Source organism: Sulfitobacter sp. 1A10359 (assembly GCF_043558145.1).
In the GTDB taxonomy this organism is placed as follows: Bacteria; Pseudomonadota; Alphaproteobacteria; order Rhodobacterales; family Rhodobacteraceae; genus Sulfitobacter; species Sulfitobacter faviae.
The window spans coordinates 386,708-412,487 of record NZ_JBIFGB010000002.1; the positions used below are offsets into that span (position 1 = coordinate 386,708).

At 63.6% G+C, this 25,780-nt stretch carries 27 protein-coding genes; 14 read left to right on the forward strand and 13 right to left on the reverse strand.

What is annotated here, in order from left to right; translation table 11 throughout:
• Nucleotides 1-180: 180 nt before the first annotated feature.
• Both ACGYK2_RS06155 and ACGYK2_RS06160 read left to right on the forward strand, forming a co-directional pair.
• Entirely contained in the window at nt 181-615 is a 435-nt protein-coding gene (locus ACGYK2_RS06155) for a VOC family protein (RefSeq protein ID WP_067262125.1), read from the forward strand.
• Nucleotides 616-721: 106 nt separating this feature from the next.
• On the forward strand, nt 722-1,465 hold the full coding sequence (locus tag ACGYK2_RS06160; protein ID WP_271687898.1) for a DUF1194 domain-containing protein: 744 nt from the start codon (nt 722-724) through the stop codon (nt 1,463-1,465).
• On the opposite strand, the gene ACGYK2_RS06165 is transcribed toward ACGYK2_RS06160, so the two are convergent.
• From ACGYK2_RS06165 to ACGYK2_RS06175, 3 genes are all read right to left on the reverse strand, one after another.
• On the reverse strand, nt 1,459-1,959 hold the full coding sequence (locus tag ACGYK2_RS06165) for a MarR family winged helix-turn-helix transcriptional regulator (RefSeq protein ID WP_271687900.1): 501 nt from the start codon (nt 1,957-1,959) through the stop codon (nt 1,459-1,461). The two genes, ACGYK2_RS06160 and ACGYK2_RS06165, sit on opposite strands and share 7 nt — an antisense overlap.
• An 84-nt stretch (nt 1,960-2,043) precedes the next feature.
• Nucleotides 2,044-2,310, reverse strand: coding sequence for a succinate dehydrogenase assembly factor 2 (locus ACGYK2_RS06170; RefSeq protein WP_271687902.1), 267 nt, complete (start codon nt 2,308-2,310; stop codon nt 2,044-2,046).
• Nucleotides 2,303-2,704, reverse strand: coding sequence for a helix-turn-helix domain-containing protein (locus ACGYK2_RS06175; RefSeq protein WP_209219029.1), 402 nt, complete (start codon nt 2,702-2,704; stop codon nt 2,303-2,305). Before ACGYK2_RS06175 ends, ACGYK2_RS06170 begins: the two co-directional genes overlap by 8 nt.
• A gap of 85 nt (nt 2,705-2,789) precedes the next feature.
• Here ACGYK2_RS06175 and ACGYK2_RS06180 point away from each other — a divergent pair, with 85 nt between their 5' ends.
• Both ACGYK2_RS06180 and ACGYK2_RS06185 read left to right on the forward strand, forming a co-directional pair.
• Entirely contained in the window at nt 2,790-3,992 is a 1,203-nt protein-coding gene (locus tag ACGYK2_RS06180; protein ID WP_271687904.1) for a pyridoxal phosphate-dependent aminotransferase, read from the forward strand.
• 11 nt (nt 3,993-4,003) lie between these two features.
• A complete protein-coding gene (locus tag ACGYK2_RS06185) occupies nt 4,004-4,405 on the forward strand; it encodes a hypothetical protein (RefSeq protein ID WP_276154291.1) in 402 nt (133 codons plus the stop codon).
• 3 nt (nt 4,406-4,408) lie between these two features.
• On the opposite strand, the gene ACGYK2_RS06190 is transcribed toward ACGYK2_RS06185, so the two are convergent.
• Nucleotides 4,409-5,764 carry an MATE family efflux transporter gene (locus ACGYK2_RS06190; protein WP_271687907.1) on the reverse strand — a complete coding sequence of 452 codons (1,356 nt, stop codon included), beginning with the start codon at nt 5,762-5,764 and terminating at the stop codon, nt 4,409-4,411.
• A 149-nt stretch (nt 5,765-5,913) separates the two neighbouring features.
• Here ACGYK2_RS06190 and ACGYK2_RS06195 point away from each other — a divergent pair, with 149 nt between their 5' ends.
• The 6 genes from ACGYK2_RS06195 (at nt 5,914) to ACGYK2_RS06220 (ending at nt 11,039) form a co-directional block, all read left to right on the forward strand.
• The gene (locus ACGYK2_RS06195) at nt 5,914-6,816 is read left to right on the forward strand and encodes an alpha/beta fold hydrolase (protein ID WP_394374263.1); all 903 of its coding nucleotides are present in this window, start codon (nt 5,914-5,916) and stop codon (nt 6,814-6,816) included.
• Between the two features lie 47 nt (nt 6,817-6,863).
• A complete protein-coding gene (locus tag ACGYK2_RS06200; RefSeq protein ID WP_093926785.1) occupies nt 6,864-7,112 on the forward strand; it encodes a hypothetical protein in 249 nt (82 codons plus the stop codon).
• Nucleotides 7,109-7,486, forward strand: a complete 378-nt coding sequence (locus tag ACGYK2_RS06205; protein WP_271687909.1) for a type II toxin-antitoxin system death-on-curing family toxin — start codon at nt 7,109-7,111, stop codon at nt 7,484-7,486. The genes ACGYK2_RS06200 and ACGYK2_RS06205 overlap by 4 nt, the downstream gene beginning before the upstream one ends.
• 96 nt (nt 7,487-7,582) lie before the next feature.
• Entirely contained in the window at nt 7,583-9,538 is a 1,956-nt protein-coding gene (parE, locus tag ACGYK2_RS06210) for a DNA topoisomerase IV subunit B (RefSeq protein ID WP_271687910.1), read from the forward strand.
• Nucleotides 9,539-9,632: 94 nt separating this feature from the next.
• Complete coding sequence (locus ACGYK2_RS06215) at nt 9,633-9,971, forward strand: DUF6693 family protein (RefSeq protein ID WP_271687912.1); 339 nt, start codon at nt 9,633-9,635, stop codon at nt 9,969-9,971.
• 390 nt (nt 9,972-10,361) lie between these two features.
• On the forward strand, nt 10,362-11,039 hold the full coding sequence (locus ACGYK2_RS06220) for a hypothetical protein (protein WP_271687914.1): 678 nt from the start codon (nt 10,362-10,364) through the stop codon (nt 11,037-11,039).
• Between the two features lies 1 nt (nt 11,040).
• On the opposite strand, the gene ACGYK2_RS06225 is transcribed toward ACGYK2_RS06220, so the two are convergent.
• Genes ACGYK2_RS06225 through proS form a run of 4 tightly spaced genes read right to left on the reverse strand, consistent with a single transcriptional unit; the run spans nt 11,041 to nt 14,922 of the window.
• The gene (locus ACGYK2_RS06225; protein ID WP_271687915.1) at nt 11,041-11,724 is read right to left on the reverse strand and encodes an ABC transporter ATP-binding protein; all 684 of its coding nucleotides are present in this window, start codon (nt 11,722-11,724) and stop codon (nt 11,041-11,043) included.
• Nucleotides 11,717-13,012, reverse strand: a complete 1,296-nt coding sequence (locus ACGYK2_RS06230; protein ID WP_271687916.1) for a lipoprotein-releasing ABC transporter permease subunit — start codon at nt 13,010-13,012, stop codon at nt 11,717-11,719. Before ACGYK2_RS06230 ends, ACGYK2_RS06225 begins: the two co-directional genes overlap by 8 nt.
• Before the next feature lie 54 nt (nt 13,013-13,066).
• On the reverse strand, nt 13,067-13,573 hold the full coding sequence (locus ACGYK2_RS06235) for a DUF2937 family protein (RefSeq protein WP_271687918.1): 507 nt from the start codon (nt 13,571-13,573) through the stop codon (nt 13,067-13,069).
• 8 nt (nt 13,574-13,581) lie between these two features.
• On the reverse strand, nt 13,582-14,922 hold the full coding sequence (proS, locus tag ACGYK2_RS06240; RefSeq protein WP_271687920.1) for a proline--tRNA ligase: 1,341 nt from the start codon (nt 14,920-14,922) through the stop codon (nt 13,582-13,584).
• Nucleotides 14,923-15,123: 201 nt separating this feature from the next.
• Here proS and ACGYK2_RS06245 point away from each other — a divergent pair, with 201 nt between their 5' ends.
• From ACGYK2_RS06245 to ACGYK2_RS06260, 4 genes are all read left to right on the forward strand, one after another.
• A complete protein-coding gene (locus ACGYK2_RS06245) occupies nt 15,124-16,206 on the forward strand; it encodes an AI-2E family transporter (RefSeq protein ID WP_067265471.1) in 1,083 nt (360 codons plus the stop codon).
• A gap of 1 nt (nt 16,207) precedes the next feature.
• Nucleotides 16,208-16,888: a DnaA ATPase domain-containing protein gene (locus tag ACGYK2_RS06250; protein WP_271687921.1), complete on the forward strand. Its 681-nt coding sequence runs from the start codon at nt 16,208-16,210 to the stop codon at nt 16,886-16,888.
• A 61-nt stretch (nt 16,889-16,949) separates the two neighbouring features.
• A complete protein-coding gene (locus ACGYK2_RS06255; protein ID WP_209219043.1) occupies nt 16,950-19,124 on the forward strand; it encodes an RNA degradosome polyphosphate kinase in 2,175 nt (724 codons plus the stop codon).
• An 83-nt stretch (nt 19,125-19,207) separates the two neighbouring features.
• Nucleotides 19,208-20,791, forward strand: a complete 1,584-nt coding sequence (locus ACGYK2_RS06260; RefSeq protein ID WP_271687922.1) for a Ppx/GppA family phosphatase — start codon at nt 19,208-19,210, stop codon at nt 20,789-20,791.
• Here ACGYK2_RS06260 and ACGYK2_RS06265 read toward each other — a convergent pair.
• The 5 genes from ACGYK2_RS06265 to scpA form a co-directional block, all read right to left on the reverse strand.
• The gene (locus ACGYK2_RS06265; protein WP_271687923.1) at nt 20,788-21,153 is read right to left on the reverse strand and encodes a hypothetical protein; all 366 of its coding nucleotides are present in this window, start codon (nt 21,151-21,153) and stop codon (nt 20,788-20,790) included. The genes ACGYK2_RS06260 and ACGYK2_RS06265 overlap by 4 nt on opposite strands.
• Before the next feature lie 77 nt (nt 21,154-21,230).
• Nucleotides 21,231-22,232: an endonuclease/exonuclease/phosphatase family protein gene (locus ACGYK2_RS06270; RefSeq protein ID WP_271687924.1), complete on the reverse strand. Its 1,002-nt coding sequence runs from the start codon at nt 22,230-22,232 to the stop codon at nt 21,231-21,233.
• Nucleotides 22,232-22,912: a molecular chaperone DjiA gene (locus tag ACGYK2_RS06275; protein WP_067261634.1), complete on the reverse strand. Its 681-nt coding sequence runs from the start codon at nt 22,910-22,912 to the stop codon at nt 22,232-22,234. The genes ACGYK2_RS06270 and ACGYK2_RS06275 overlap by 1 nt, the downstream gene beginning before the upstream one ends.
• Before the next feature lie 52 nt (nt 22,913-22,964).
• Nucleotides 22,965-23,486 (reverse strand): GNAT family N-acetyltransferase, encoded by a 522-nt coding sequence (locus ACGYK2_RS06280; protein ID WP_271687925.1) that lies wholly within the window; start codon nt 23,484-23,486, stop codon nt 22,965-22,967.
• A complete protein-coding gene (gene scpA / locus ACGYK2_RS06285) occupies nt 23,486-25,627 on the reverse strand; it encodes a methylmalonyl-CoA mutase (RefSeq protein WP_271687926.1) in 2,142 nt (713 codons plus the stop codon). Before scpA ends, ACGYK2_RS06280 begins: the two co-directional genes overlap by 1 nt.
• Between the last annotated feature and the right edge of the window lie 153 nt (nt 25,628-25,780).

Here is a 25,780-nt window from a genome sequence, read left to right on the forward strand (position 1 = left end):
TCCGGGCCCTCGGCCTCAAGCCGATCAACAGACATCGCCCGCCCACTTTGACACCGCCGGTTTCGCCCCTAAACTCCACCGCGAAGCGCGAAGGGTTGATTTGCCCCCGCCCGCTTTGAACGACATTCAAGCTTGGAAGGGGCGCCGCCCCGTTCAGGCCAGCCAACCAAAGGAAAACCGATGCCCATCAAATACCTGCACACCATGGTGCGCGTGAAAGATCTCGACGCCTCCATCGCATTTTACAAACTTCTGGGCCTTGTCGAGCGCCGCCGCATCGACAACGAAGGGGGCCGTTTCACGCTGGTTTTCCTCTGCCCCCCGGGCATGGACGACGGTCACGCCGATGTTGAGCTGACCTACAATTGGGACGGCGACGACGCGCTGCCCAGCGACAGCCGCCATTTCGGCCACCTCGCCTATACGGTCGAGAACATTTATGAGACCTGCCAGCACCTGCAAGACAACGGCGTGACCATCAACCGCCCGCCGCGCGACGGGCGCATGGCCTTTGTCCGCTCGCCCGACAATATTTCCGTCGAACTGCTGCAAGAGGGTGACGCCCTGCCCGCGCAGGAGCCATGGGCCAGCATGGAAAACACCGGCCATTGGTAAGGGGTAGCCCCCGCGCCGCCCCGGCGCTGGTGATTGTAGCGCGGAGGGCTTTTCCGCCTCCCGCGCACGAGCCGCGTTTTTCTGATGCCCTGCCGAAGGCAGAGAGATGATCCGCGCCGCCCTCGCCCTTTCTCTCACCCTATCAGGCTCGCAATGGGCCGAGGCCGCCTGTCGGCAGGCGCTGGCCTTGGGGCTGGACGTTTCCGGTTCTGTCGATGCGCGGGAGTATCGGTTGCAGATGGGCGGTTTGGCCGAGGCGTTGGACGATCCGCGCCTGCGGGACGCTCTGCTGGCGCAGCCCGGAGATCACGTCGATCTGATGGTCTATGAGTGGAGCGGGTCCAGCGATCAGCGGGTGATACTGCCTTGGACGTCTCTGCGCGATGCGGCTACGCTTGACGATGCCATTACCCTTTTGCGCAGCACCGAGCGGATTGCGGCCTCTCCCGGCACGGCCTTGGGCGATGCGATGCAATTCGGCGCGCGGCAGTTGGCGACGCGTTCGGACTGCCGGAAACACACGCTGGATATTTCGGGCGATGGTATCTCGAACTTCGGCCCGCGGCCCCGGGATATACGCGACAGTCTGCAAAACACGCCCCTTGGGCCACAAGGGCTGATCATCAACGGCTTGGTGATCGGCGCGAAATACGCGGGCCTTGACGACGATGGGCAAGCCGAGGTCGGCGCGTTGGCGTCATACTACCGGGCCGAAGTCGTCCTCGGCCCCGGGGCATTCGTTGAGAAGGCAGAGGGGTTCGAAGATTACGCCCGCGCCATGACGCAAAAACTGCTGCGTGAATTGGACGGGCGGGCCTATGCCCACCTCCCCCCTGCCCGCGATCAGTAGATATAGCGGATCTGGTCCGTCCAATACCGCTCCATCCGTTTGAGCGAGCGGGTGATATCCTCGATCCCCGCATCCCCCAAGACGCCCTTGTTTTCCATCCCATCCGCATGGCGCGAGAAAAGATCGGCGACCACATCGCGGATATAGCGCCCCTTTTCGGTCAGCCGCACGCGCACGGATCGGCGATCAATCTCGCAGCGCTGGTGGTGCATATAGCCCATTTCGACCAGTTTCTTGAGGTTGTAGCTGACGTTGCTGCCCTGATAGTAACCGCGGCTTTTAAGCTCTCCCGCGGTCACTTCATTATCGCCTATATTGAACAAAAGCAGCGCCTGCACCGCGTTGATCTCCAACACGCCGACGCGTTCGAATTCGTCCTTGATCACGTCCAGCAGCAAGCGGTGCAACCGCTCGACCAAAGACAGGGACTCAAGATAGCCTGCCATGAAACCCTTTATGGCCATCGGCTGCGTGGCGGGGTCTTGAATGCTCATGCGAAATCTCCGGTTCACTTTGTTTGAACCGGAAACTCGCTAAAAAATCAGAATAATTCGTTAAACCCTTTCGGGTTTTCTGAATTAGCCTCGCGCCTCGGCCAATTGCCCGCGGATATCCGCGATCAAAGCCGCATATTCGGCAGGTACCTCGGCCTGTCCGCTGACCCAAAGATAGAGGTCGTGGTCATTCTCGTTCAGCACCTGGTCGTAAAGCGTGAGGCCCGCGTCATCCATCTGCGGCAACCGCGCCTCGGCATAGGCCGAGAGGATCAGGTCCATCTCCTTGATGCCCCGGCGCATAGAGCGCATTTGCAGGCGTTTGATCCGGTGTTCGGGGGCTTCAGCCATCTGCGGGCTCCGTCATGAGGCGCCGAATGCGCTTTTCCAATTTGCCGACAGTCTCGGCCTTTTTCAGCAGGTCGCTGCGCAGGGCGCGCATATCGGCCAGCACCTCTTCGAGGTCGACACGGCGCGCGGTCTCGCCCGCTTCGGGGGCATCGACGCCCTCCCCTTCGCCCGTGATCAACCACATCATCGAGACATTGAGCAGCCCCGCCAGCATCGACAGCCGGTTGGCGCGCGGCTCTGACAGGTCGTCTTCCCAGCCGCGCAGGGTGGACAGGCGCACGCCCAGCCGTTTGGCCAACATCGCCTGTGTCATGCCGGTCTGTTCGCGGGCCGCCGCGACCCGGTCGCCAAAGGTGGCGGCCTCGGGGCCGTACCAGTCAATCTCGTCGGTCATGCTTTATCTCCTGCCAGACACCCTTGCCGGGTGCGGGGACGCCCCCTATGAACGTGGAGATATTCATAAGCAACCCGAGGCTGAAATGGAACTGCTGTCCGCGACCCTTGATCGGGTCAAACCGTCGCCCACCATCGCCGTCACCACCAAAGCGGCAGAACTCAAGGCCGCAGGGCGCGACATCATCGCGCTTGGCGCGGGCGAGCCGGATTTCGACACGCCGCAGAACATCAAAGACGCAGCCGTGGCCGCGATCAACGCGGGCAAGACGAAATACACCCCCGTCGACGGCATCCCCGAATTGAAACAGGCGATCTGCGCCAAGTTCAAGCGCGACAACGGCCTCGACTACACGCCCGCACAGGTCAGCGTCGGCACCGGCGGCAAGCAGATCCTCTACAACGCGCTGATGGCCACGATGAACCCCGGCGAAGAAGTCGTGATCCCCGCGCCCTATTGGGTCAGCTACCCCGATATGGTGCTCTTGGCAGGCGGCACGCCGGTCATTGCCCCCGCGACGCTGGAGAATGATTTCAAGCTCACCCCCGAGGCACTGGAAGAGGCGATCACGCCCAAGACCAAGTGGTTCATCTTCAACTCACCCTCAAACCCCACCGGGGCAGGCTACAGCCGCGACGAGCTGAAGGCGCTCACCGATGTGCTGATGCGCCACCCGCATGTCTGGGTGATGACGGACGACATGTATGAGCACCTCGCCTACGATGGTTTCGAGTTCTGCACGCCTGCGCAGGTGGAACCCGCGCTCTACGACCGCACGCTGACGGTCAATGGCGTGTCGAAAGCCTATGCCATGACCGGCTGGCGCATCGGCTATGCCGCAGGGCCGGAAAAGCTGATCGGTGCAATGCGCAAGATCCAGTCGCAGAGCACGTCAAACCCCTGTTCGGTCAGCCAATGGGCCGCTGTGGAAGCGCTCAACGGCACGCAGGATTACATCGCCGAAAACAACGAGACTTTCGTGCGCCGCCGCAATCTGGTGGTTGAGATGCTCTCGGCCATCGAGGGCATTACCTGCCCCACGCCCGAGGGGGCGTTTTACGTCTATCCCTCCATCGCCGGGCTGATCGGCAAGTCCTCGGCGGCGGGCACCAAGATCACGGATGACGAGGCTTTCGCCACCGCTTTGCTTGAGGAGACCGGCGTTGCGGTCGTCTTTGGCGCGGCCTTCGGGCTTTCGCCGAATTTCCGGGTCAGCTACGCTACTTCAGATGAGGCGCTGAAAGAGGCGTGCAGCCGCATCCAGAGCTTCTGCGCCGGGCTAACGTAAGGGACAACACCATGGCGGGCGATCTTCCCGACTATTACTTCAGGGTCCGCGAGAATGGCGCGGCGGTGTTTCGGCTGGATGCCGCGAACCGCCAGCGCCGGATCGAGATGGAGCAGATCGCCGTCGTCAACATCCGCAACGGAGAGGTAAAGCCCCATGGGCAGCACCGTTTGACCGAGGCCGATCAGGCCGAGATTGCCCGCTGGACCAAGGCCCGCCGCGTGACCCTTGCGGCGCGCGAGATCGATGACATCCGCCGCGCGGTGGAGCATCTGAACCTCACCACCCAATGGGCGCAGTCCCGCGCCACGGATGCCGAGCTTGAGGCGGTGACGGATGAGTTGCTGCTGGCCATGCACGACCTGCGCAGCACGCTGGTACGCAAAAAGGCGGATCGGATGGACCGGGGCTGACGCTTAGACCGCCAGCCGCTTCACGATCACACCCCAGAACCGCGCATTCAGCAGCAGCCCGGCCACGGCCAGCCCCGCCACCAACCCGGCCCAGATGCCCATCGCTCCGAAGCCCAGCACAAAGCCCAGCAGGTAGGAGCAGGGCATGCCGACGATCCAATAGCTGACCGCGGCCATGACCATCGGCACTTTGGTATCCTGCACCCCGCGCAACAGACCAAGGGCTACCACCTGCGCCCCATCGACCAGTTGGAACAGCGCCGCCATCACCAGAAGGCCGGTGCCGATGGCAAGGATCTCGGCCCGCGCAGGCTCATTCTCTTGCATGAAGACCGAGATCAGCGGCTCGGGGTAGCCGACGAAACCGATCATAGTGATCAGCGCAAAGACCAGCGACAGGACCAGCACGATCACCGCGCCGCGCTTCATATGCGGCACGTCGCGGCGGCCATAGGCATTGCCCGCGCGGATCGTGGCGACATTGCTCAGCCCCAGATGCACCATGAAGGTCAGTGAGGCGAGTTGGATCGCGATGCCATGTGCGGCCAGCGGGATCGTCCCCAGCCAGCCCATCATCAGCGAGGAGGCGGCGAAAAGGCCGACTTCGCTCAGCGTGGTCAGGCCAATCGGCAGGCCCAGCGTAAACACCCGCAGCAACATCTGCCCGTCCACCCGCCAGAGGCGCACGAACAGGCTGTGCTGCGGCAGGGCGATCAGCACATAGATCACCACCCCGATCAACGAGACGCATTGCGTCGTGACCGAGGCCACAGCCGCCCCCATCACGCCAAGCTCCGGCGCGCCCCAGTTGCCGAAGATCAGCGCGTAATTCGCCAACGCATTGACCCCGGCGGCCAGCAGGGTGATCCACAGCACCACCTGCGTGCGCTCCAACGCAGCGAGGTAGGATTTCAACACCATCACCAAAAGCGCGGGCAGAATCCCCCAGCCCGCCACTTTGAGGTAATCGCCCGCCCGGTCAGCAAGGTTCGGCCCCTGCCCCAAAAGGTCCAGCACCGCGGGCGACCAGATCATCGCGGGCAGCGCGATCATGGCGAACCCCACCGAGAGCCACAGCCCCATGCGCGTGGCGCGGCGCAGGCCGATCTCGTCATCCTCGGCGTCATAGGCGGCCACCAAGGGCATCACCGCCATGGCAAAGCCCGAACCAAAAATGAACAGCACGAAGAAATAAGTGCTGCCCAGAACAACCGCCGCCAGTGCCTCGACCGAATACCAGCCGAGCATGACGGTATCGGTCACGCCGATGGCCATCTGTGCCAGATGCCCGCCGATCAGCGGCAGGCCGAGTGTCAGGATCGCCCGGACGTGATTGCGGTTGGTCATAGTCTTGCTCATGGCCCAAGCCTTACGCCGGGTCGCTGCAAAGGGGAAGTGCGGTTTTTACGCTCTGCCATGGGTTTGCGCGGCGTCGATGCCACTGTTTTGCCATGAAATCCTTGCGTCCGCGGCCCTTAACAGCAAAGCTGATGGCAGGAGGGCTCGCGATGGAACCGACACGGACCGAAACCCGCCGATTGAACGGTCAGGAGATTTTCATTCGCCACTGGGGCGATGAGAGCCTGCCGCCGTTGTTGATGCTTCACGGTTTTCCCGAATACGGCGGCGCGTGGCGTGATCTGGCACCGCTGTTGAGCCAAGACTTCCACTGCATCGCCCCCGACCAGCGCGGCTATGGCCAAAGCAGCGCGCCCGAGGGGATCGAACCCTATGCGATGGCGCATCTCATGGCCGATATGGCCGCTTTGATCGGCGACAGGCCGGTGACCGTCTTGGCACATGACTGGGGGGCCTCCGTGGGCTACGCTTTGGCGATGTTCCGGCCTGAGCTGGTGGCCCGGCTGGTCGTCCTCAACGGCGTGCATCCCGTGCCGTTTCAGCGCGCCATGGCCGCAGGCGGTGCGCAGTCGCGCGCCTCGCAATATATTAACGCCCTGCGCGCCGAAGGCAGCGCGGTGCGGTTGGCGCGGGACGATTTCGCGGGCCTGCTCGACCTCTTTTCCGCCCATATGGACCTCAGCTGGCTGACGCCCGCGCGGCTTGAGGACTACCGCGCGGAATGGGGGCGGCCGGGGCGGCTCAGGGCGATGATCAACTGGTATCGCGCCTCCCCCCTGCAAGTCTCCCCCCTGCAAGTCGCCGCGCCCGGCAAGCCCCTACGCGACCTGCCAGAATTCCCGGTCGACCGTTTGCGCATCACCTGCCCGCATCTGCTGATTTGGGGAACGGAGGACACCGCCCTTCTGCCCGAAGCCACCGCCGGGTTGGAGGCTTTCGCGCCGGACCTCACCCGGGTCGAGATCGAAGGGGCGGATCACTGGCTGCACCACCAAAAGCCGTCGGAGGTCGCGGCGGCGGTGCTGGACTGGAGCAGGCAGCGGCCCTTGTAAAATGGGCGAAATAATGTATATTAAGATATGCATTCAGGAGCCGCGCCATGACCCGCATTCACACCAACCACATCGCCACCATGACCGAGATGCGCGAGCCGCATAAGGTATTGGAACGCTCGGGCGGCAAGCCCGTGGCGGTGATGAAGAACTCGCGCTGCGTGGGCTATTTCGTACCCGCCGAGGCGACGTTGCAAGAAGAGCCGCGTGTGGCCACGCTGGATGAGGTGATGGAGAGCATTGCCCGCAGGAAGCACATCAATCAGCCCGTTCTGGACTACCTCAAAGATAAATGACCTATGTGCTGCTTTCACCTGACCTCGTCGTCAAAATTCACGATTCCGCACTGAACCCAGGCGAGTTGGCCGGCATGGCCTTGGACAAATCGCTAGAAGGGGCATTGGCGCGGGTCGATAACCGGCTAGTCTACGGCATGATCGAAGATGTTTTCGACCTTGCCGCGGCCTATTGCGTGGCAGTTGCCACCGGGCATGTCTTTAACGACGCCAACAAGCGAACCGCGCATCTCGTTCTCGATATCTGCCTTGATCTCAATGGGGTGCAGCTTGACCACGAAACCATCGAGGCAGGCGATCTGATCCGCGAAGTGGCCCAAGGCCGCATCGATGAAGAGACCCTTGCCGATTGGCTGCGCGCCAAAGCTGGCTGACCGGGGCAAAACAGCAGCCCAAGACAAACCCGCGATTGCCCCCGGCGCGCGGGGCTGTCAAAATGGCCCCCACCCACAAACAAAGAGCAGGCCCGCATGACCGACCTTCTTTCCGGCCAGGAACCCACCGAATACGATGCCTCCTCCATCGAAGTGCTGGAGGGGCTGGAGCCCGTCCGCAAACGTCCCGGCATGTATATCGGCGGCACCGATGAGCGCGCGCTGCACCATATGGTGGCCGAGGTGCTCGACAACTCGATGGACGAGGCTGTCGCGGGCCATGCCAACCGGATCGAGGTGGAGTTGAACGCCGATTACTCGGTCACCATCCGCGACAACGGCCGCGGCATCCCGATCGACCCGCACCCGAAGTTTCCCGACAAATCTGCGCTCGAGGTGATCCTCTGCACCCTGCACGCGGGCGGCAAGTTCTCGGGCAAGGCCTATCAGACCTCGGGCGGTCTGCACGGGGTTGGCGCTTCGGTGGTCAACGCGCTCAGCGATTCCATGGTCGTACAGGTCGCGCGGAACCGTGAACTCTTTGAGCAACGCTTCTCGCGCGGCATCCCGCAGGGCCCGGTGGAGAAGATCGGCGCGGCCCCCAACCGCCGGGGCACCACCGTGACCTTCCACCCCGACGAACAGATTTTTGGCGCGCACCGCTTCAAACCCTCGCGCCTGCTCAAGATGGTCCGCTCCAAGGCCTATCTCTTCTCCGGCGTCGAGATCCGCTGGAAGTCCGAGATCGAAGACGGCGACACGCCGATGGAGGCGACCTTCCACTTCCCCGGCGGCCTGGCCGACTACCTGCGCGAGACGCTGGGCAAGGCCACGACCTATGCCGAGAACCCTTTTGCGGGCACCGTCGAGTTCCAAGAGCGCTTTGGCGTGCCGGGCAAGGTCGAATGGGCGATCAACTGGACGCCCGCGCGCGACGGTTTCATCCAGTCCTACTGTAACACCGTCCCCACGCCCGAGGGCGGCACCCATGAAAGCGGCTTCTGGGCCGCGATCCTGAAAGGCATCCGCGCCTACGGCGAGTTGGCCAACAACCGCAAGGCCAAGGACATCACCCGCGACGACCTGATCACCGGGGGTTGTGCGCTGGTCTCCTGCTTTATCCGCGAGCCGGAGTTCGTGGGCCAGACCAAGGACCGTCTGGCCACCACCGAGGCGCAGCGGCTGGTCGAAAACGCGGTGCGCGACCATTTCGACAACTGGCTGGCGGCGGATACGAAATCCGCGGGCGCGATCCTCGACTTTCTGGTGCTGCGCGCCGAGGAGCGGATGCGCCGCAAGCAGGAGAAAGAAACCGCCCGCAAATCCGCCACCAAGAAACTGCGCCTGCCCGGCAAGCTGACCGATTGCACCAGCAAATCGCGCGAGGGCACGGAGCTTTTCATTGTCGAGGGCGACAGCGCCGGCGGCTCCGGCAAGGGTGCGCGCAACCGCGAGAAACAAGCGCTGCTGCCGCTTAAGGGCAAGATCCTCAACGTGCTGGGCGCTGCCTCCAGCAAGCTGACGACCAATGCCGAGATCAACGACCTTTGCGAGGCGCTTGGCGTCGGCATGGGCACCAAGTTCAACCTCGACGATCTGCGCTATGACAAGATCATCATCATGACCGACGCCGACGTCGACGGCGCGCATATCGCCTCGCTTTTGATGACCTTCTTCTTCACCCAGATGCGCCCGCTGATCGATGCCGGGCATCTGTATCTCGCCTGCCCGCCGCTGTTCCGCCTCACCCAAGGTGCAAAACGGGTCTATTGCCTTGATGAGGCTGAGAAAAACATGTGGTTGGAGAAGGGCTTGGGCGGGAAAGGCAAGATCGACGTCAGCCGCTTTAAGGGTCTGGGCGAGATGGACGCGAAGGACCTTAAGGAGACCACGATGGACCCCGAGACCCGCAAGCTCATCCGCGTGACCGTGGACGAGGACGTGCCGGGCGAGACCGGGGATCTGGTGGAGCGGTTGATGGGGAAGAAGCCGGAGATGCGCTTTGCTTATATTCAGCAAAATGCGCAGTTTGTGGAGGAGTTGGATGTTTGAGGGGGCTGAAAAGAGCCAACCCGAAGCTTAAGTTGAGTTTGACCGAAGAAAACAACTATGGGAATAGTTACTTTTTTAACTGAGGTAATTTCCCATGACCCTAAACGGCTATAAGCTTAAATGCGATTTTTCGGTTGGGGAAGCGATAGGCCAAATCATCATTTGGATTCTGCTTTCCGTTATAACTTTTGGTTTGGCTTTGTTCGTCCTGCCTTATTACTTTTTGAAGGCGCCGATGAACCGATCCACCTTGGTCGACCCTGCGGGAAACACTGTGGGGAAGATCAATGTTGAAGTCTCTTTCGCGGACATCATAGGGCACGCATTGTTCTGGCTTCTACTGTCGATCATCACATTAGGCTTGGCGTATTTTGTTTACTGGCCTGCTGTGATCAAACGACTGCTTAATGCCGCTACAATTCGGCCTCTTTAAACGTCTTTTCTTAGGTGCTGGCAGGTCATCGTCGGCTCTAAGCCCAGCAGCATCAGCGCCCCTTCTTCCAAGAAGTAAGGCGTTTACGCTCAAATCGAAGTCATCTGAAAAACCAGCCCGGGACCCCGTCCCGGGCCGCGCCTGTCCGGGGCTCCGCCCGTTCAGACCTCAAACTCTCCCCCAGAGAGTTTGCGAGACGGTCTTCACCCTCCCCCACGGGGAGGGCGCACATGCGTGCACCCCGCGGCTTGCGCCGCCCTCCGGGCTGAAAAGGTCCACTGGACCTTTTCCAAGTAGCCCTCCGGCCCGAGGTCGGGCGCGGCCCTACTGTTTCGCGGCTGTCCAAACTTCCCCCTTGATCCACAGCCTGCCCCGCGCCTAACTCATTCCATGATCCGCGCACTTCTCCTCTGCCTCCTCCTCACCGCCTGCGGTCGGCCGCTGACGGACAACGAACGCGCCTATCTCGCCACCATCCACGGGCCCACCCTCAACTACGACCGCGTGCGCTTGCACGACGGCGCGCCCACCCGCGCGGTCACCTTCCGCCGCAAGCCGCGCCCGCGCACCACCTGCCGCGAGCGTATCCTGCCGCCGCAGGTGGGCGAGACCGTCACCTCGAAACCCGCCGCCGTGGCGCTCTTCAACCATGTGCTCTTCGACAAGGACTGGTACCTTGAGGATTACCTGCCCGACCATCCCGACCGCATCGGGCTGATCGCCGCCATGCTGCTGGCGCATGAGATCACCCATGTCTGGCAATGGCAGAACCGCGACCTCACCGGCTATTCGCCCCTGCGCGCGGCCTCCGAGCAGTTCTCCAGCCCGGACCCCTACCTCTTCGACGTGGATACCAAGCCGCGCTTCCTCGATTTCGGCTATGAACAGCAAGGCTCGATCGTGGAGGAATTCGTCTGCTGCCGCGCGCTCGACCCGCAGGCGCCGCGCACCAAGCGGTTGCATGCGATGCTGTCGGAGGTCATGCCCGTGGCCCCCCTGCCCCAGAGCCGCCCCTATGACGTGGGCCTGCCCTGGGACGGGGTCGAGTTAGAAAACATCTGCGGCTGAGTCAGACCGGCACCAACTGCCCCGCGTCGAGCCGGATTTGCCGGTCCATCCGGGCCGCCAGCTCGAGGTTATGGGTAGCGATCACCGCCGAAAGCCCGGTGCCGCGCACCAGCGCCATCAGCGCGGCGAAAACCTGATCCGAGGTCGAAGGGTCGAGGTTGCCCGTTGGCTCATCCGCCAGCAGCAGGCGTGGCGCATTGGCCAGCGCGCGGCAAAAGGCCACCCGCTGCTGCTCACCGCCCGACATGGCGGCGGGGCGGTGATCGGCGCGCTCGGCGATGCCGACCTGCGTCAGTAGCTCCCGCGCCCGCGCCTCGGCCTCCTTGCGCACCACGCCATTTGCCAGCTGCGGCAGCACGATGTTTTCCAGCGCCGTGAACTCGGGCAGCAGGTGGTGGAACTGGTAGATGAAGCCCACGTCGGCGCGGCGCACGGCCGTGCGGCGGCGGTCGCTCTGGCCCGTCAGGTCATCGCCCGCGATCTGCACCGTGCCGCTGTCGGCGGTGTCCAAAAGCCCCGCGATATGCAGCAGCGTCGACTTACCCGCCCCGGAGGGCGCCACCAGCGCGACCACCTCGCCGGGGGCCACCTCAAGGTCGATGCCGCGCAGCACCTGCACCTCGTTCGGCTTGCCGGGGTTGTAGGACTTGGAAATGCCGCTCAGGCGCAGGACGGGATCATTCATAGCGCAGGGCCTCCACCGGGTTCATCCGCGCCGCGCGGCGGGCGGGAAAGATCGTGACGACGAAAGACAGGCCGAGCGAGAGCGCCACGGCTGAGAGCACATCGCCCAATTGCAGTTTCGCGGGCAAGAAATAGATGCCGCGGATCGAAGCATCCCAGGCATTGCCGCCGCTGAGGTAGTTCACAAAGGCGAAGATCTGGTCGACGTAAATTGCAAACAGTACCCCCAGCACCACGCCCGCAATGGTGCCGATGATGCCGGTGAAGGCACCGCAGATGAAGAACACCCGCAGCACCGAGCCTTCGCTGAGCCCCATGGTACGCAGGATGCCGATGTCGCGGCCCTTGTTCTTGACCAACATGATCAGCCCCGAAACGATGTTCATCGCCGCAATCAGCACCAGCACGCTGAGGATCACGAACATGACCCGGTCTTCTATGTCGAGCGCCGAGAGGAAGGAACCCGAAGCGTCGCGCCAAGTCCAGACCTGCGCCCGCTCGCCCGCCGCCTGCATGAGCGTGTGCGCCATGGCGTCCACCCCCTCGGGATCCTCGACCATAACCTCCAGCTCATCCGCCACGCCCTCGCGGTTAAAAAAGCTCTGCGCCTCGGCAATTGGCAGGTAAACCCTTGTCTTATCAATATCGTAGCGCCCGGCAGAGAAGATATAGACCACCTCATAGGCATTGACCCGCGGGCTGGTGCCAAAGGCGGTCTTTACCCCATTGGGCGAGATCAGCTTGACGCTATCGCCCACCTGCACGCCCAAGGACTGCGCCACGCCGCTGCCGATGGCCATGCCATCTTCAAAACGCGTGATGTCACCGAAAGAACGCTCCGAAGGCTGGATGCCGGGGATGGTCATCAAATCGTCCGAAGCGATGCCGAAAACCTCGACCCCCGCGTTCGACTGGCGGCGATTGGCCATGACCTGTTGCCGCACCAGCGGGGCCACACGGGTCACGCCTTCGACGGCTGCCACCCGCTCGGCCATGGCCTCGTAATCGTCGATGGTGCGGTCGATCTGGCCGTTGGGCAGCACCTCTCCCATCGTGTAGACGGTGACATGGGCATTGGCCCCGAGGATCGTGTCGACGAACTCGGCCCTGAACCCTGAGCGGACCGAAAGCGTGGCGATCAGCGCGAAGACCGCCAGCGTGATGCCGATGAGACTGATCCACGTCATGACGCTGACGCCCCCTTCGGCGCGGCGGGCGCGCAGGTAGCGCCAAGCGATCATCCATTCAAAGGCCGCGAATGGGGCGGTGCGTGTGGGTTTGCTGGCCATGGGGGAAGGCTCCGGTCTGAGGTGCGCGCAACCTGAGGCTTTGCCCCAGCAGGGTCAAGAACGCAATGCCCGGCGGCGGCGGAAGCGCGCGGGCCATGTGGGCAGCCATAGCAGCAGGCGGGTAAGACTGGCCCCCGCGATGAACCCCAAACCGGCGAAGAGCCATTCGGCCCGGCTGCGCGGGGCTGTGGGGGCAAAGCCGCGCAGGGCGGCGCGCAAGGCTTCGGCATCCGGGTTACGCCATAGCAGATAGCAACGCAGGAACGGGCCCGCTGATTGGAGCCTCGGCAATGTGGCCTCAAGCCACCCTTGCCGTTCGATGTTGCGGCGCATGTCCAAGCGCCGACGCTCCAGCAGCGCCGATCCACGCAGCCGCGCCACGGCGCCTTCCCGGTCGAGCCCCGCGGCCTGCGCGGCGGCATCGAAATCCGCCACGACTTTGGCGAGGCGCTGCTCTGCCGCCTCCAGTTGAAACACATAGGCCCGGGTGAACCCCGGGCCTTGTGCGGCAATGCCTGCGCTTACGATCCCACCGGCCAATGTCAGCGCCCGCAGGATCATCGCGGCCCTCAGACGATACCGGCGTAGATCTTGGCGATCTTCTCAACCGCCTGTTCGGGCGGCAGTTCCTCGCTCTCGCCCGTGCGGCGGCTGGTGAGTTCGACCACGCCGTTCTTCAGCCCGCGCGGGCCGACGGTGATCCGCCACGGCAGGCCGATCAGATCCATCGTGGCGAACTTCATCCCCGCCCCGCCCTTGCGGTCATCATAAAGCGGATCGAGGCCCAGCGCCTTGAGGCTCTTGTAAAGCGCGTCACAGGCCGCGTCGGCCTCCGCATCGCCCTGTTTGAGGTTCACGATCCCCGCGTGGAAGGGCGTCACCCCTTCGGGCCAGATGATGCCCTTGTCGTCATGGCTGGCCTCAATGATCGCGCCCAGCAGACGGCTGACGCCGATGCCGTGGCTGCCCATATGCACCGGCACCTGTTTGCCGTCCGGCCCCTGCACCTTGGCGTTCATCGCGTCGGAATATTTGGTGCCGAAATAGAAGATTTGCCCCACTTCGATGCCGCGGGCGCTGCGCTGGCGTTCTTCCGGTACCTTGGCAAATACCTCCGGATCATGGGTCTCATCCGTGCGGGCGTAGCGGGAGGTGAACTCCTCCAGCACCGCGCGGCAGGCGTCGTGATCATTGGGGTCGATCTCGCGGTCGCCGAAGGTCAGATCGGTGATCTCGCTGTCATAGAAAACCTCCGACTCGCCCGTTTCGGCCAGCACGAGGAACTCATGCGTGTCGTCGCCGCCGATGGGGCCAGAGTCGGCGCGCATCGGGATCGCTTGCAGGCCCATCCGCTCATAGGTGCGCAGGTAGCTGACCAGATGGCGGTTATAGGCGTGCAACGCGTCCTCTTTGGTGAGGTCGAAGTTGTAGCCGTCCTTCATCAGGAACTCACGCCCCCGCATCACGCCGAAACGCGGGCGGATCTCGTCACGGAATTTCCACTGGATGTGGTAGAGCGTCAGCGGCAGGTCCTTGTAAGAGCCGACATGGCTGCGGAAGATGTCGGTGATCATCTCTTCGTTGGTGGGACCATAGAGCATGTCGCGGTCCTGCCGGTCGCGGATGCGCAGCATCTCGGGGCCATAGGCGTCATAGCGGCCCGATTCCTTCCACAGGTCCGCCGATTGCAGCGTTGGCATCAGCATCGGGATATGGCCCACGCGCTGCTGCTCTTGGTGCACGATCTCTTCGACCTTGCGCAGCACCTTGTAGCCCAGCGGCAGCCAAGAATAGATCCCCGCGCTGGATTGCTTGATCATCCCCGCCCGCAGCATCAACCGGTGGCTGACGATCTGCGCCTCGGCAGGGTTTTCCTTCAGCACGGGCAGAAAATATTGGGACAGACGCATGGTGTTTCCTCATTGACGCATTGCCCCCTGACTAGTGCATGTCAAAGGGCGAGACAATCACATCGCAGAGGTCTGGCGGCCCGCCGGGCCAGTTCCACCACGACCCCGCTCCGCGCCTCTCACCCGCGCGCCACCCGCAGCCAAGGCTTGAAACGAAACGCCACATGGGCGATGTGATGGCATTCCCTGCCGGAGAGCGCCATGGCCCTGCCAATCAGAGACCAATTGAAGTACTGGGGCATCGCGGCAGCGGTGTTCATGGTGGCGCTGTGGTTCATCGGCGATGTGATGCTGCCCTTCCTGCTGGGCGGGGCGATTGCCTATTTTCTCGACCCCGTGGCCGACCGGTTGGAACGTTTGGGGCTCAGCCGTACGATGGCCACCGCCGTCATCACCGTGGTGGCGCTTTTGGTCTTCGTGCTGATGGCGCTTTTGGTGATCCCGACGCTGGTCAATCAGACCGTGAACTTGATCGAGACCGCCCCCAAGCTCACCCGCAATTTCACCGATTTCATCACCGACCGTTTCCCCTCTCTCTTGGATGACGATTCGACCCTGCGCACCTCGCTGACGACGCTGGGCACCACCATTCAGGAACGCGGCGGGCAATTGCTGCAAACCGCGCTGGCCTCCTTTGCCTCGCTGATCAACGTCCTGCTCCTGTTCGTCATCGTCCCGGTGGTCGCGGTTTACCTGCTGCTCGATTGGGACCGTATGGTCGCCGCGATCGACCGGCTGCTGCCGCGCGACCATGCCCCGACGATTCGCCAGTTGGCACGCGAGATTGACGCGACGTTGGCCTCTTTCGTGCGCGGCATGGGCACGGTCTGCTTGATCCTTGGCACCTATTACGCCGTGGCGTTGATGCTGGTGGGGCTGCAATTCGGCCTCGTCGTCGGCTTTGTCGCGGGGCTGGTCACCTTCATCCCCTACCTCGGCGCGTTGATCGGCGGGGCGCTGGCGATCGGTCTGGCGTTGTTTCAATTCTGGGGGGATTGGCTCTCCATCGGTCTCGTCGCGGGCATCTTTGTGCTGGGCCAAGTGGTCGAGGGCAACCTGCTGACGCCAAAGCTCGTGGGCAACTCGGTCGGTCTGCACCCGGTCTGGCTGCTGCTGGCACTGTCCGTCTTCGGCACGCTTTTCGGCTTCGTGGGCCTCTTGGTTGCAGTGCCCGTGGCCGCCGCCATCGGGGTGATCGCGCGTTTCGCCACGGCCCGCTACCGCGAAAGCGTGCTCTACAAAGGCCGAGAGCCTGAAACGACCGTCGACGAGGACATCCGCTAACATGGCCCACCAACTCGGGTTGAACCTGCCCAGCCGAACGGCTCTGGGCCGCGACGCTTTCTTTGTCGCCCCCTCCAACGCCATGGCCATGGCGATGATCGACGGCTGGCGCGGTTGGGCGGGCGGCAAGCTGGCGCTGACCGGGCCGCAAGGCTCGGGCAAGACGCATCTGACGCATGTTTGGGCAGACCTTTCGGGCGCGCGGATCATCAGTGCGGTGGATCTGTTGGAGGCCGACATTCCCGCCCTCGCCCGTGGCCCCGTGGCGGTGGAGGATGTGCATCTGATCGCCGGTGACGCGGCGGCGCAAACGGCGCTGTTCCATCTGCACAACCTCGTGCTGGCCGAAGGTCAGGCGCTGCTGCTCACCGGCACCGGGCCGGTGGCGCATTGGGGGCTCACCCTGCCCGATCTGGTCAGCCGGATGCGCGGCGCCACGATGGTCGAGATGGAGGCGCCCGACGATGCGCTGCTCTCGGCCCTGCTGGTCAAACTGCTGGCCGACCGGCAACTGACGCCCAAGCCGGAGCTAATCAACTACCTCATGACGCGGATGGACCGATCCTTTGCCGCCGCCATCGCGCTGGTTGACCGGCTGGATGCCGCCAGCCTTGCACAGAAGCGCCCCCTGACCCGCGCACTAGCCGCGCAGGTGCTGGACATCGCCCCGCCGCGCACGTGATACTGGAATAATTAACGCAAGCCTTCGCAAACCCGTTACATTCCAATGTCATGAGGCCCGCATGACCCAAGCCGATTTCCTGCAAGCGCCCTTTCCGCCCGCCACCGATCTGCCCGATCTCGACACCGCCGGGCCGGGCCGGTTCTTTAACCGTGAGTTGAGCTGGCTCGACTTCAACTGGCGGGTGCTGGAAGAGGCCGAGAACCCGCGCGTGCCGCTGTTGGAGCGGCTGCGCTTCCTGTCGATTTCGGCAACCAATCTGGATGAATTCTATACCGTGCGCGTGGCGGGCCTGCGCGAGCTTGCGCAGGCGGGCAACACCACCGCCGCCGCCGATGGGCTGAGCCCCGGTGAGCAACTGGTGTTGATCAACGAAGACGCGCGCAATCTGATGATGTCCCAGCAGCGCGTGCTGGTCGACCTCATGGCCGAGATGGACGCGCAGAACATCATGCTGGAGCGCACCGCCGATCTGACCGAGGCCGATCACAAACATCTCGAAGGGGTCTTCCTCAACCAAGTCTTTGCCGTCCTGTCGCCGCTGGCCATCGACCCGGCGCACCCCTTCCCCTTCATCCCTAACACCGGCTATGCGCTGGCGCTGCAACTGGAGCGGACCCGCGACAAACGCCCGCTACAGGCGCTGCTGCCGATCCCGGCGCAGATCGACCGTTTCGTCCCCCTGCCCGCCCCTGATGGCTGCCTGCGCTACCTGCCGCTGGAAGATCTGCTGATCATCAATATCCCCAACCTCTTTCCGGGCTACAAACTCAAGGCGCATTTCGAATTCCGCGTGCTGCGCGACAGCGATCTTGAGGTCGAGGATGAGGCCGAAGACCTCGTACGGGAATTCGAGGTCGCCCTGAAACGCCGCCGCCGGGGCGAAGTCGTGCGCCTGACCCATTCCGCAGGCGCGCCGGAAAAGCTGAAATCCGTCGTCATGCGCGAGCTCTGCGTGCGCCCCCAAGACGTGATCGAGATCGACGGCATGTTGGGCATCGCTGACCTGTCGAAATTGGTGACCGATGCCCGGCCAGACCTGCTCTGGCCGCAGTTTACCCCGCGCGTGCCTGAGCGGGTCAGCGACCATGACGGCGATATGTTCGCGGCGATCCGGCAGAAAGACATGCTGCTGCACCACCCTTACGAGACCTTCGACATGGTGGTGCGTTTCCTTGCCCAAGCGGCGCGCGACCCAGATGTGGTGGCGATCAAGCAGACGCTCTACCGCACCTCGCGCGACAGCCCCATCGTCAGCGCGCTTTGCGAAGCGGCGGAGGATGGGAAATCGGTCACCGCACTGGTCGAGCTGAAGGCCCGCTTTGATGAGGCCGCCAACATCCGCCAATCGCGCCGTTTGGAGCGCGCGGGCGCGCATGTGGTCTACGGCTTTCTCGATCTCAAGACCCACGCCAAGATCTCGACCGTGGTGCGCCGTGAGGGCGATCAACTGGTGACCTATACCCACTACGGCACCGGCAACTATCACCCGATCACCGCGCGGATTTATACGGACCTGTCGCTCTTTACCTGCGACTCGAGCCTTGGGCGCGATGCGACAAAAGTGTTCAACTTTCTGTCGGGCTACGCCCCGCCGGAGCAGTTAGAAAACCTTGCCATTTCGCCCACGACGCTCAAGCCGCGCCTGCTTGAGATGATCCGCGCCGAGGCCGAACATGCCCGCGCCGGACGCCCCGCCGTGATCTGGGCCAAGATGAACGCGCTCATTGATGCCGAGGTGATCGACGCGCTGTATGACGCAAGCCAAGCCGGGGTGGAAATCAGCCTCGTCATTCGCGGCATCTGCGGGCTGCGCCCCGGGGTGAAGGGGCTGTCGGACAACATCCGCGTCAAATCCATCATCGGGCGCTTTTTGGAACACAGCCGCATCGTCTGTTTCGGCAATGGCCACGGGCTGCCGCATAAAAAGGCACGGGTCTTCATGTCTTCTGCCGATTGGATGGGCCGCAACCTGAACCGGCGGGTCGAGACATTGGTCGAGATCGAAAACCCCACCGTGAAGGCGCAAATCACCAGCCAGATCATGGCGGCCAATCTGGCTGACGTGGCGCAAAGCTGGGTCATGGGGCCGGATGGTAAATTCACCCGCCCGGCGATCCCTGAAGGCACTTTTGCCTTCAATTGCCACCGGTTTTTCATGGAAAATCCCTCACTTTCAGGTCGGGGCAGCGCCGGGGCGTCGGATGTGCCAAAGCTAACCCATACCGAGGATTGACCGGCAAGCGCCCCTTTGGCAATTGACCTCACCGCCCCCCTGCGCCAATTATCCAGTGAAACGGATGGCCCGCAGGAGCATTGATGGCAGACCAGACCGACCCTTCCCGAGCCGCCCCCGTCCCTGAGACGGGCGTGGCGGAACTGGGCCTTTTCGGAAAACCCTTGTTTCAGGATCCGGGCGCGCGGGCGCTGGCCCGCGTCGGCGTGGTGGATGTGGGGTCGAACTCCGTCCGGCTGGTGGTCTTTGACGGCGCGGCGCGCTCTCCGGCCTATTTCTACAACGAAAAGATCATGTGCGCCTTGGGCGCGGGCATGGCCGAGACCGGGCATCTGTCCCCCGAAGGGCGCGCCCGCGCGCTCTCGGCCCTGCGGCGGTTCAGCAAATTGGCCGATGGCATGGGCCTGTCGGAGCTTACCGTCGTCGCCACGGCGGCGGTGCGCGATGCCAGTGACGGGCGCGCCTTCTGCGCCGATGTGCTGCGCGAAACCGGGCTCCGCATCTGGGTGATCGACGGCGAGGAAGAGGCGCGGCTCTCGGCGCAAGGGGTGCTTTTGGGCTGGCCCGGCGCTTACGGCCTTGTCTGCGACATCGGCGGCTCTTCGATGGAGCTTGCCGAAATCTCGGGCGGGCGCGTCGGGCGGCGGGTCACCTCCCAGCTTGGCCCCCTTAAGCTGCGCGACCTCAAGGGCGGGGCCAAGGGGCGGCACGCGCATATCAAAGAGGTCATCACCGGGCTTCAGGAAAAAATGGGCAGCCAGCGCGACCGGTTGTTCCTTGTGGGCGGCTCATGGCGGGCGATCGCGCGGATCGACATGTACCGCCGGGGCTATCCGCTGCATGTGCTGCATGAATACCGCATGACCGTGACCTCGGTTCGCGAGACGGTGAAGTTCATCCAATCCTCCGATCTGGAAGAGCTGCGCAATGCCTGCGGCGTCTCCGCCAGCCGGATGTCGCTGGTGCCCTACGCCGCCGAGGTGCTGAGCCGTCTGGTCAAAACCTTCCGGCCCAAGGACATCGCCATTTCCAGCTACGGCATCCGCGAAGGCATGCTTTATGAGCAGATGCCGCAGCGCCTGCGCGACCGGGATCCACTGATCGAAGCCTGCTATTTTGCCGAGGCGAAGGACGCGCGGATGCCCGGTTTCGGCAAGGTGCTTTATAACTTCATCCTGCCGCTCTACCGCTCTGCCCCCCACGCCCGTAGGCGTTTGGTCAAAGCGGCCTGCCTTTTGCATGATGTCAGTTGGCGCGCGCATCCCGACTACCGGGCCGAGACCTGTTTCGACAATGCCACCCGCGCCAATCTCGGTGGGCTGAAACACGCCGAACGCATCTACCTCGGGCTGGCCCTGCTGCACCGCTATTCCAACAAGCGTGAAAACACGCGTTTCGAAGACCTCTATGAAATGGTCGACGAAAAGACCCGGTTGGAGGCCGAAATCCTTGGCAAGGCCATGCGCTTTGGCGCGATGCTCTGGATGGACAAGGGCGAACAGCGCGGCGAATTGCGCTGGTTCCCCAAGAAGAAGCAATTGGAACTCTGGCTCACCCCCGACATGGTCCCCCTTTTCGGAGAGGTCGCAGAGGCGCGGCTGAACTCACTCGCCAAATCGCTTGAGGCAGAGGTGCATGTTCGCACCGGCAAACGCGCCGCGCGTTAAAGCTCGATCTGCGGCGCGGGTTCGGTTGGAGTCTCTGGCGGGACCATCGGGTGATCGGGCTTGCGGCGGATGATGATATCGCCGTTGGGCTGCATCTCGGGCGCTTGATAGGCGCTCCAATCCTCGACCTCGTCCAAAAGTTCCGTAAGCTTCGGCCCCATCTCCCGCGCGAAGTCACGCAGCGCGGGGCGCATGGCCTCGGTGAACCCTTCAAACCCCTCCATGACCGGGCCCATTTCATCCATGATCCCGTCCATGAACATCTGCGCGCCGCGCTCCATCAGGCCGAGACCGCGTTCTTCGGATTCTTCCTGCGCATGGGCTGCGAGGGGCAGTACCGCACAAAGGGCGATAAGGGGCATAAAGCGTGTCATAGGATTGAAGTAGGCGGCGCCGCGCGCATGTCCAGTCTTACGCCACGCCGCTGGCAGCCCCCCGCCTAAAGATCGACATCCAGCGTGACTGGGAAGTGATCCGAGGCGGCCAGCAGCGCGTCACGCAGGGCGACGTCTTGCCAGCAGGCCGGGTCATCCATCGGGTGCCAAATCCGCCAGCGGGCCGCACGGGCGGCGATCTGCGGGCTGACCATGATGTAGTCAAGCAGCGCCTGAAGATAGCGTTCCTCCGGCGCGATCCAGAAACGCGCGCTGGTCGGCGCGGCCCCCAAACGGCGGCTGAGCGCCTGTTTGGCATGAGGATCGAACAGCGCCGCCGCCCCCTGCCCCAGCACGATCTCGACCGAAGAGCGACCAAACAGGCTTTCGAATTCATCCAACCCCGGCCCGTCGTTCAGATCGCCCAAGACCATTATGGGCCGTTCCGCCGCCAAATGCATGTCGATCCGCCGCCTCAGCCAGATCGCCTGTGCCAATTGCTTGCGCCGGTTGGCAATGGCGATGCGCAGCACATCGGCCTCGGACTTGGCCCCATGGGGCGCTTTGGATTTGAGATGCGCGCCGATCATCTGGAAGGTGAAACCGGCCTGCGTGGTCACCTCCAACTCCAAGGGCGGTTTGGAAAAGACCACCGCGTCTTCGGTGGCATCCACGTCAAGGTCGATCCGCAGCGTCTGGTCAAAGCGCGGGGCATTGGTGGCACCCTGAGGTACATGGCGGGCGCTGAGCTTGTCGGGATCATAGAGCAGCGCGATCTCTTGCTCAGTGTCGTTGGAAAACCCCATGACAGCGGCCCGCGTGCGCAGGGAAAACCGCGCGGCAAAATGCTCAAGCGCCGCCACGGTGGATTGCCACCGCCCGTGGTTCGGCGCCTCGATCACCATGACCGCATCGGCATCCAGGGCGCTGAACACTTGGCCCAAAGCCGCCGTCTGCTGCGCACGGGTCACCTGATAGCGCGAAGACCATTCGCCATCGTCGTAGAGCTGATTGTCATCGTCAAAAAGGCTCGCGAACCACTCCACGTTGTAGGTCGCGATGCGCATCAAGCGTGTTTGCCCGAGAGCGTTTCCCACGCGCGGTTGATGTCGATCATGCGCTTCTCGGCCATCTTGATCGCCTCTTGCGGCAGCCCGCGCGCCACCAGCGCGTCGGGGTGGTTTTCACGCACCAGCCGCCGCCACGCGCGGCGGGCCTCTTCCAACGTCGCATTGGGGCCGATGCCCAGAACCGTGCGCGGCAGGGGCGAGCTATCGGGCACGAAACGCGCTTTGAGCGAGGCGAAAGCCTCTTCATCCATGCCGAAAATCGCGGCCACATCCTCAAGAAAGGCGTTTTCGTTGGGGTGGTAGATGCCATCGGCCATCGCGATGTGAAACAGCCCCTCCATTAGGTCATGCAGGGTCTGGGGCTGGTCGCTGAACATCCGCGCGATGCGGCGGGCGTAATCCTCGAAACCGGTCACGTCTTGGCGGGCAAGGTTAAAGACCCGCGCCGCCCCCTCCTGATCCGCTTCGGCGATCTGGAACACTTCGCGAAAGGCGGTCACCTCATCGCGGGTCACCAGCCCATCGGCCTTGGCCATCTTGGCGCCAAGCGCGATCACCGCGATGGTAAAGGCGACCGAGCGTTCGGGCGGGCTGCGCAGCCGGTCAAAGACAGCCGACAGCCCCTCGCCCGCGGTGAGGGCTGACAGAGCTTCGGAGATGCGCGTCCAGATCGACATGGGCTGACCCTTTGGTATTCGGCCCCCAGCTTAACCGCTGGCATCGGGGAAGTCAGGATGCAGTCAGCGTTTTTTGCATCAAGATGAGATCGAGCCATTGGCCATGTTTGCGCCCCACCTCGGGCATCCGCCCGACCTGCGCAAAGCCCAGTTTTTCATGGAACGTCACAGCGCCGGGATTGGCGCTGCTGATCGCTGCGACCATGGTGTGACGGCCCTGCGCCGCTGCCGCCTCTATGGCCTGTGTCATCAGGTCGCGGCCCAGCCCCCGCCCCTGCGCCGCCTCGGACAGGACGATGCTATGCTCCACCGTCGCGGCATAGCCCGGCCCGCCCCGAAAGCTGCCATAGGTGACAAAGCCCAGCACCGCGCCCTCCCCTTTGGCCACCCAAAAGGCATCGGCGCGGGCGGCGATCAGCGCCGCGATTTCCGCCGGCGTCTTTTCGTCGGTGGTGAAGGTCGACAGGCTGTCGCGGATCATACCGTTCCACAGCGCCGCCACGGCGGCGGCATCCTGCGCCACGGCGGGGCGGATCGCGCCGCCCCTCAGGGCGGCGCTTCCGTCGTCTTGCATCACTTCCGCGTCTCGCGGATCAGCTTCAGGATATCCTGCGCGGCGGTTGGGATATTGGTGCCGGGACCAAAGATCGCCTTCACGCCCGCGTCTTGCAGGAACTTGTAGTCCTGCTGCGGGATCACTCCGCCGCAGATCACGAGGATATCTTCGGCGCCCGCGTCCTTCAGCGCCTGAATGAGCTGCGGCGCCAGCGTCTTGTGCCCCGCAGCCTGGCTCGAGATGCCGATGACATGCACGTCGTTGTCTACCGCATCCTGCGCGGCCTCCGCGGGCGTCTGGAACAGCGGGCCTACGTCGACGTCGAAGCCGATGTCGGCGAATGCGGTGGCGATCACCTTGGCGCCGCGGTCATGACCGTCCTGGCCCATCTTGACCACCAGCATGCGCGGGCGGCGGCCTTCGGCCTCGGCGAACTCCTCGACCGATTTCTGGATGTCGGCAAAGCCCGCGTCGCCTTCGTAGGCCGCGCCATAGACCCCCGAGAGCGTCTTGACCTCGGCCCGGTGCCGTCCGAATTCCTTTTCCATCGCCATGCTGATTTCCCCCACTGTGGCGCGTGCGCGCGCGGCCTCGACCGCCGCGTCGAGCAGGTTGCCGCCCTCGGCTGCCCGCCGTGTCAACTCATCGAGCGCCGCCGTGCAGGCGTCCTCGTCACGCTCGGCGCGGATGCGCTCCAGACGGGCCACTTGTCCTGCGCGCACCTTGACGTTGTCGACGTCGAGAATGTCGATCGGCTCTTCCTTGTCGCGGCGGTACTTGTTGACGCCGACGATCACCTCGGTGCCGCGGTCGATACCCGCCTGACGCTGTGCCGCGGCTTCCTCGATCCTGAGCTTCGGCATGCCGGAGGCCACGGCCTTGGTCATGCCGCCCATCTCCTCGACCTCCTCGATCAGCTTCCAGGCCGCCTCGGCCAGATCGGCGGTCAGCTTCTCGACGTAATACGACCCCGCCAGCGGATCGACGACATTGGTGATGCCGGTCTCTTCCTGCAGGATCAGCTGGGTGTTGCGGGCGATGCGGGCGGAATGCTCGGTCGGCAGGCCGATCGCCTCATCGAGCGAATTGGTGTGCAGCGACTGGGTGCCGCCCAGCACCGCCGAAAGCGCTTCGTAGGCCGTGCGCACAACATTGTTGTAGGGGTCCTGTTCGGCCAAGCTCACGCCGGAGGTCTGGCAATGGGTGCGCAGCATCGAAGACTTGGGGTTCTTCGGTTCGAACTCCTCCATCACCCGCGCCCAGAGCAGACGCGCGGCGCGCAGCTTGGCGGCCTCCATGAAGAAGTTCATGCCGATGGCGAAAAAGAACGACAGACGCGGCGCGAAGCGGTCGACGTCCATGCCCGCAGCGATGGCGGTACGCACGTATTCGCGCCCGTCCGCGATGGTGAAGGCCAGTTCCTGCACGAGGTTCGCGCCCGCCTCCTGCATGTGGTAGCCCGAGATCGAGATCGAGTTGAACTTCGGCATGTGGTCCGAGGTGTATTCGATGATGTCCCCGATGATCCGCATCGACGGCTCCGGCGGATAGACATAGGTGTTGCGGACCATGAATTCCTTGAGAATGTCGTTCTGGATCGTGCCCGAAAGCTTGGCGCGGTCATGGCCCTGCTCTTCGCCCGCAACGATGAAGCTCGCGAGGATCGGGATCACCGCACCGTTCATCGTCATGGAGACCGAGACCTGATCGAGCGGGATGCCGTCGAAGAGGATCTTCATGTCCTCGACCGAGTCGATGGCCACGCCGGCCTTGCCCACATCGCCCTCCACCCGGGGGTGGTCGCTGTCATAGCCGCGGTGGGTGGCGAGGTCGAAAGCGACGGAAACACCCTGCTGGCCCGCGGCCAAGGCACGGCGGTAGAAGGCGTTAGATTCCTCGGCGGTGGAGAAGCCCGCGTATTGCCGGATCGTCCAGGGACGGCCTGCGTACATCGTGGCCTTCACGCCGCGGGTGAAGGGCGCCTCGCCGGGGATGCTGCCCAGATGCTCCAGCCCGTCCACGTCCTCGGCGGTGTAAAGCGGCTGGACGTCGATCCCCTCCAGCGTCTTCCACGTGAGATCGTCAAGGCTGCGCCCACGCAATTCGCCGGTAGCCAGTTCCTGCCAACGCGCCTTCGCGTCCTTTTGGTCGGATGTCATATGCTTGTCCTTCTCCCTTAGCGCCCGGCGGCAGGCATCGGCCTGCGCAACTGGGGCGGCTGAATTGTCAAAGGCCGCACCCCTAGGGGGATAAATCCCCCCTGCGGCGCTTTGCCCTTCGCAAACTGGCACAGGCCCCCTATATTTGAGGGG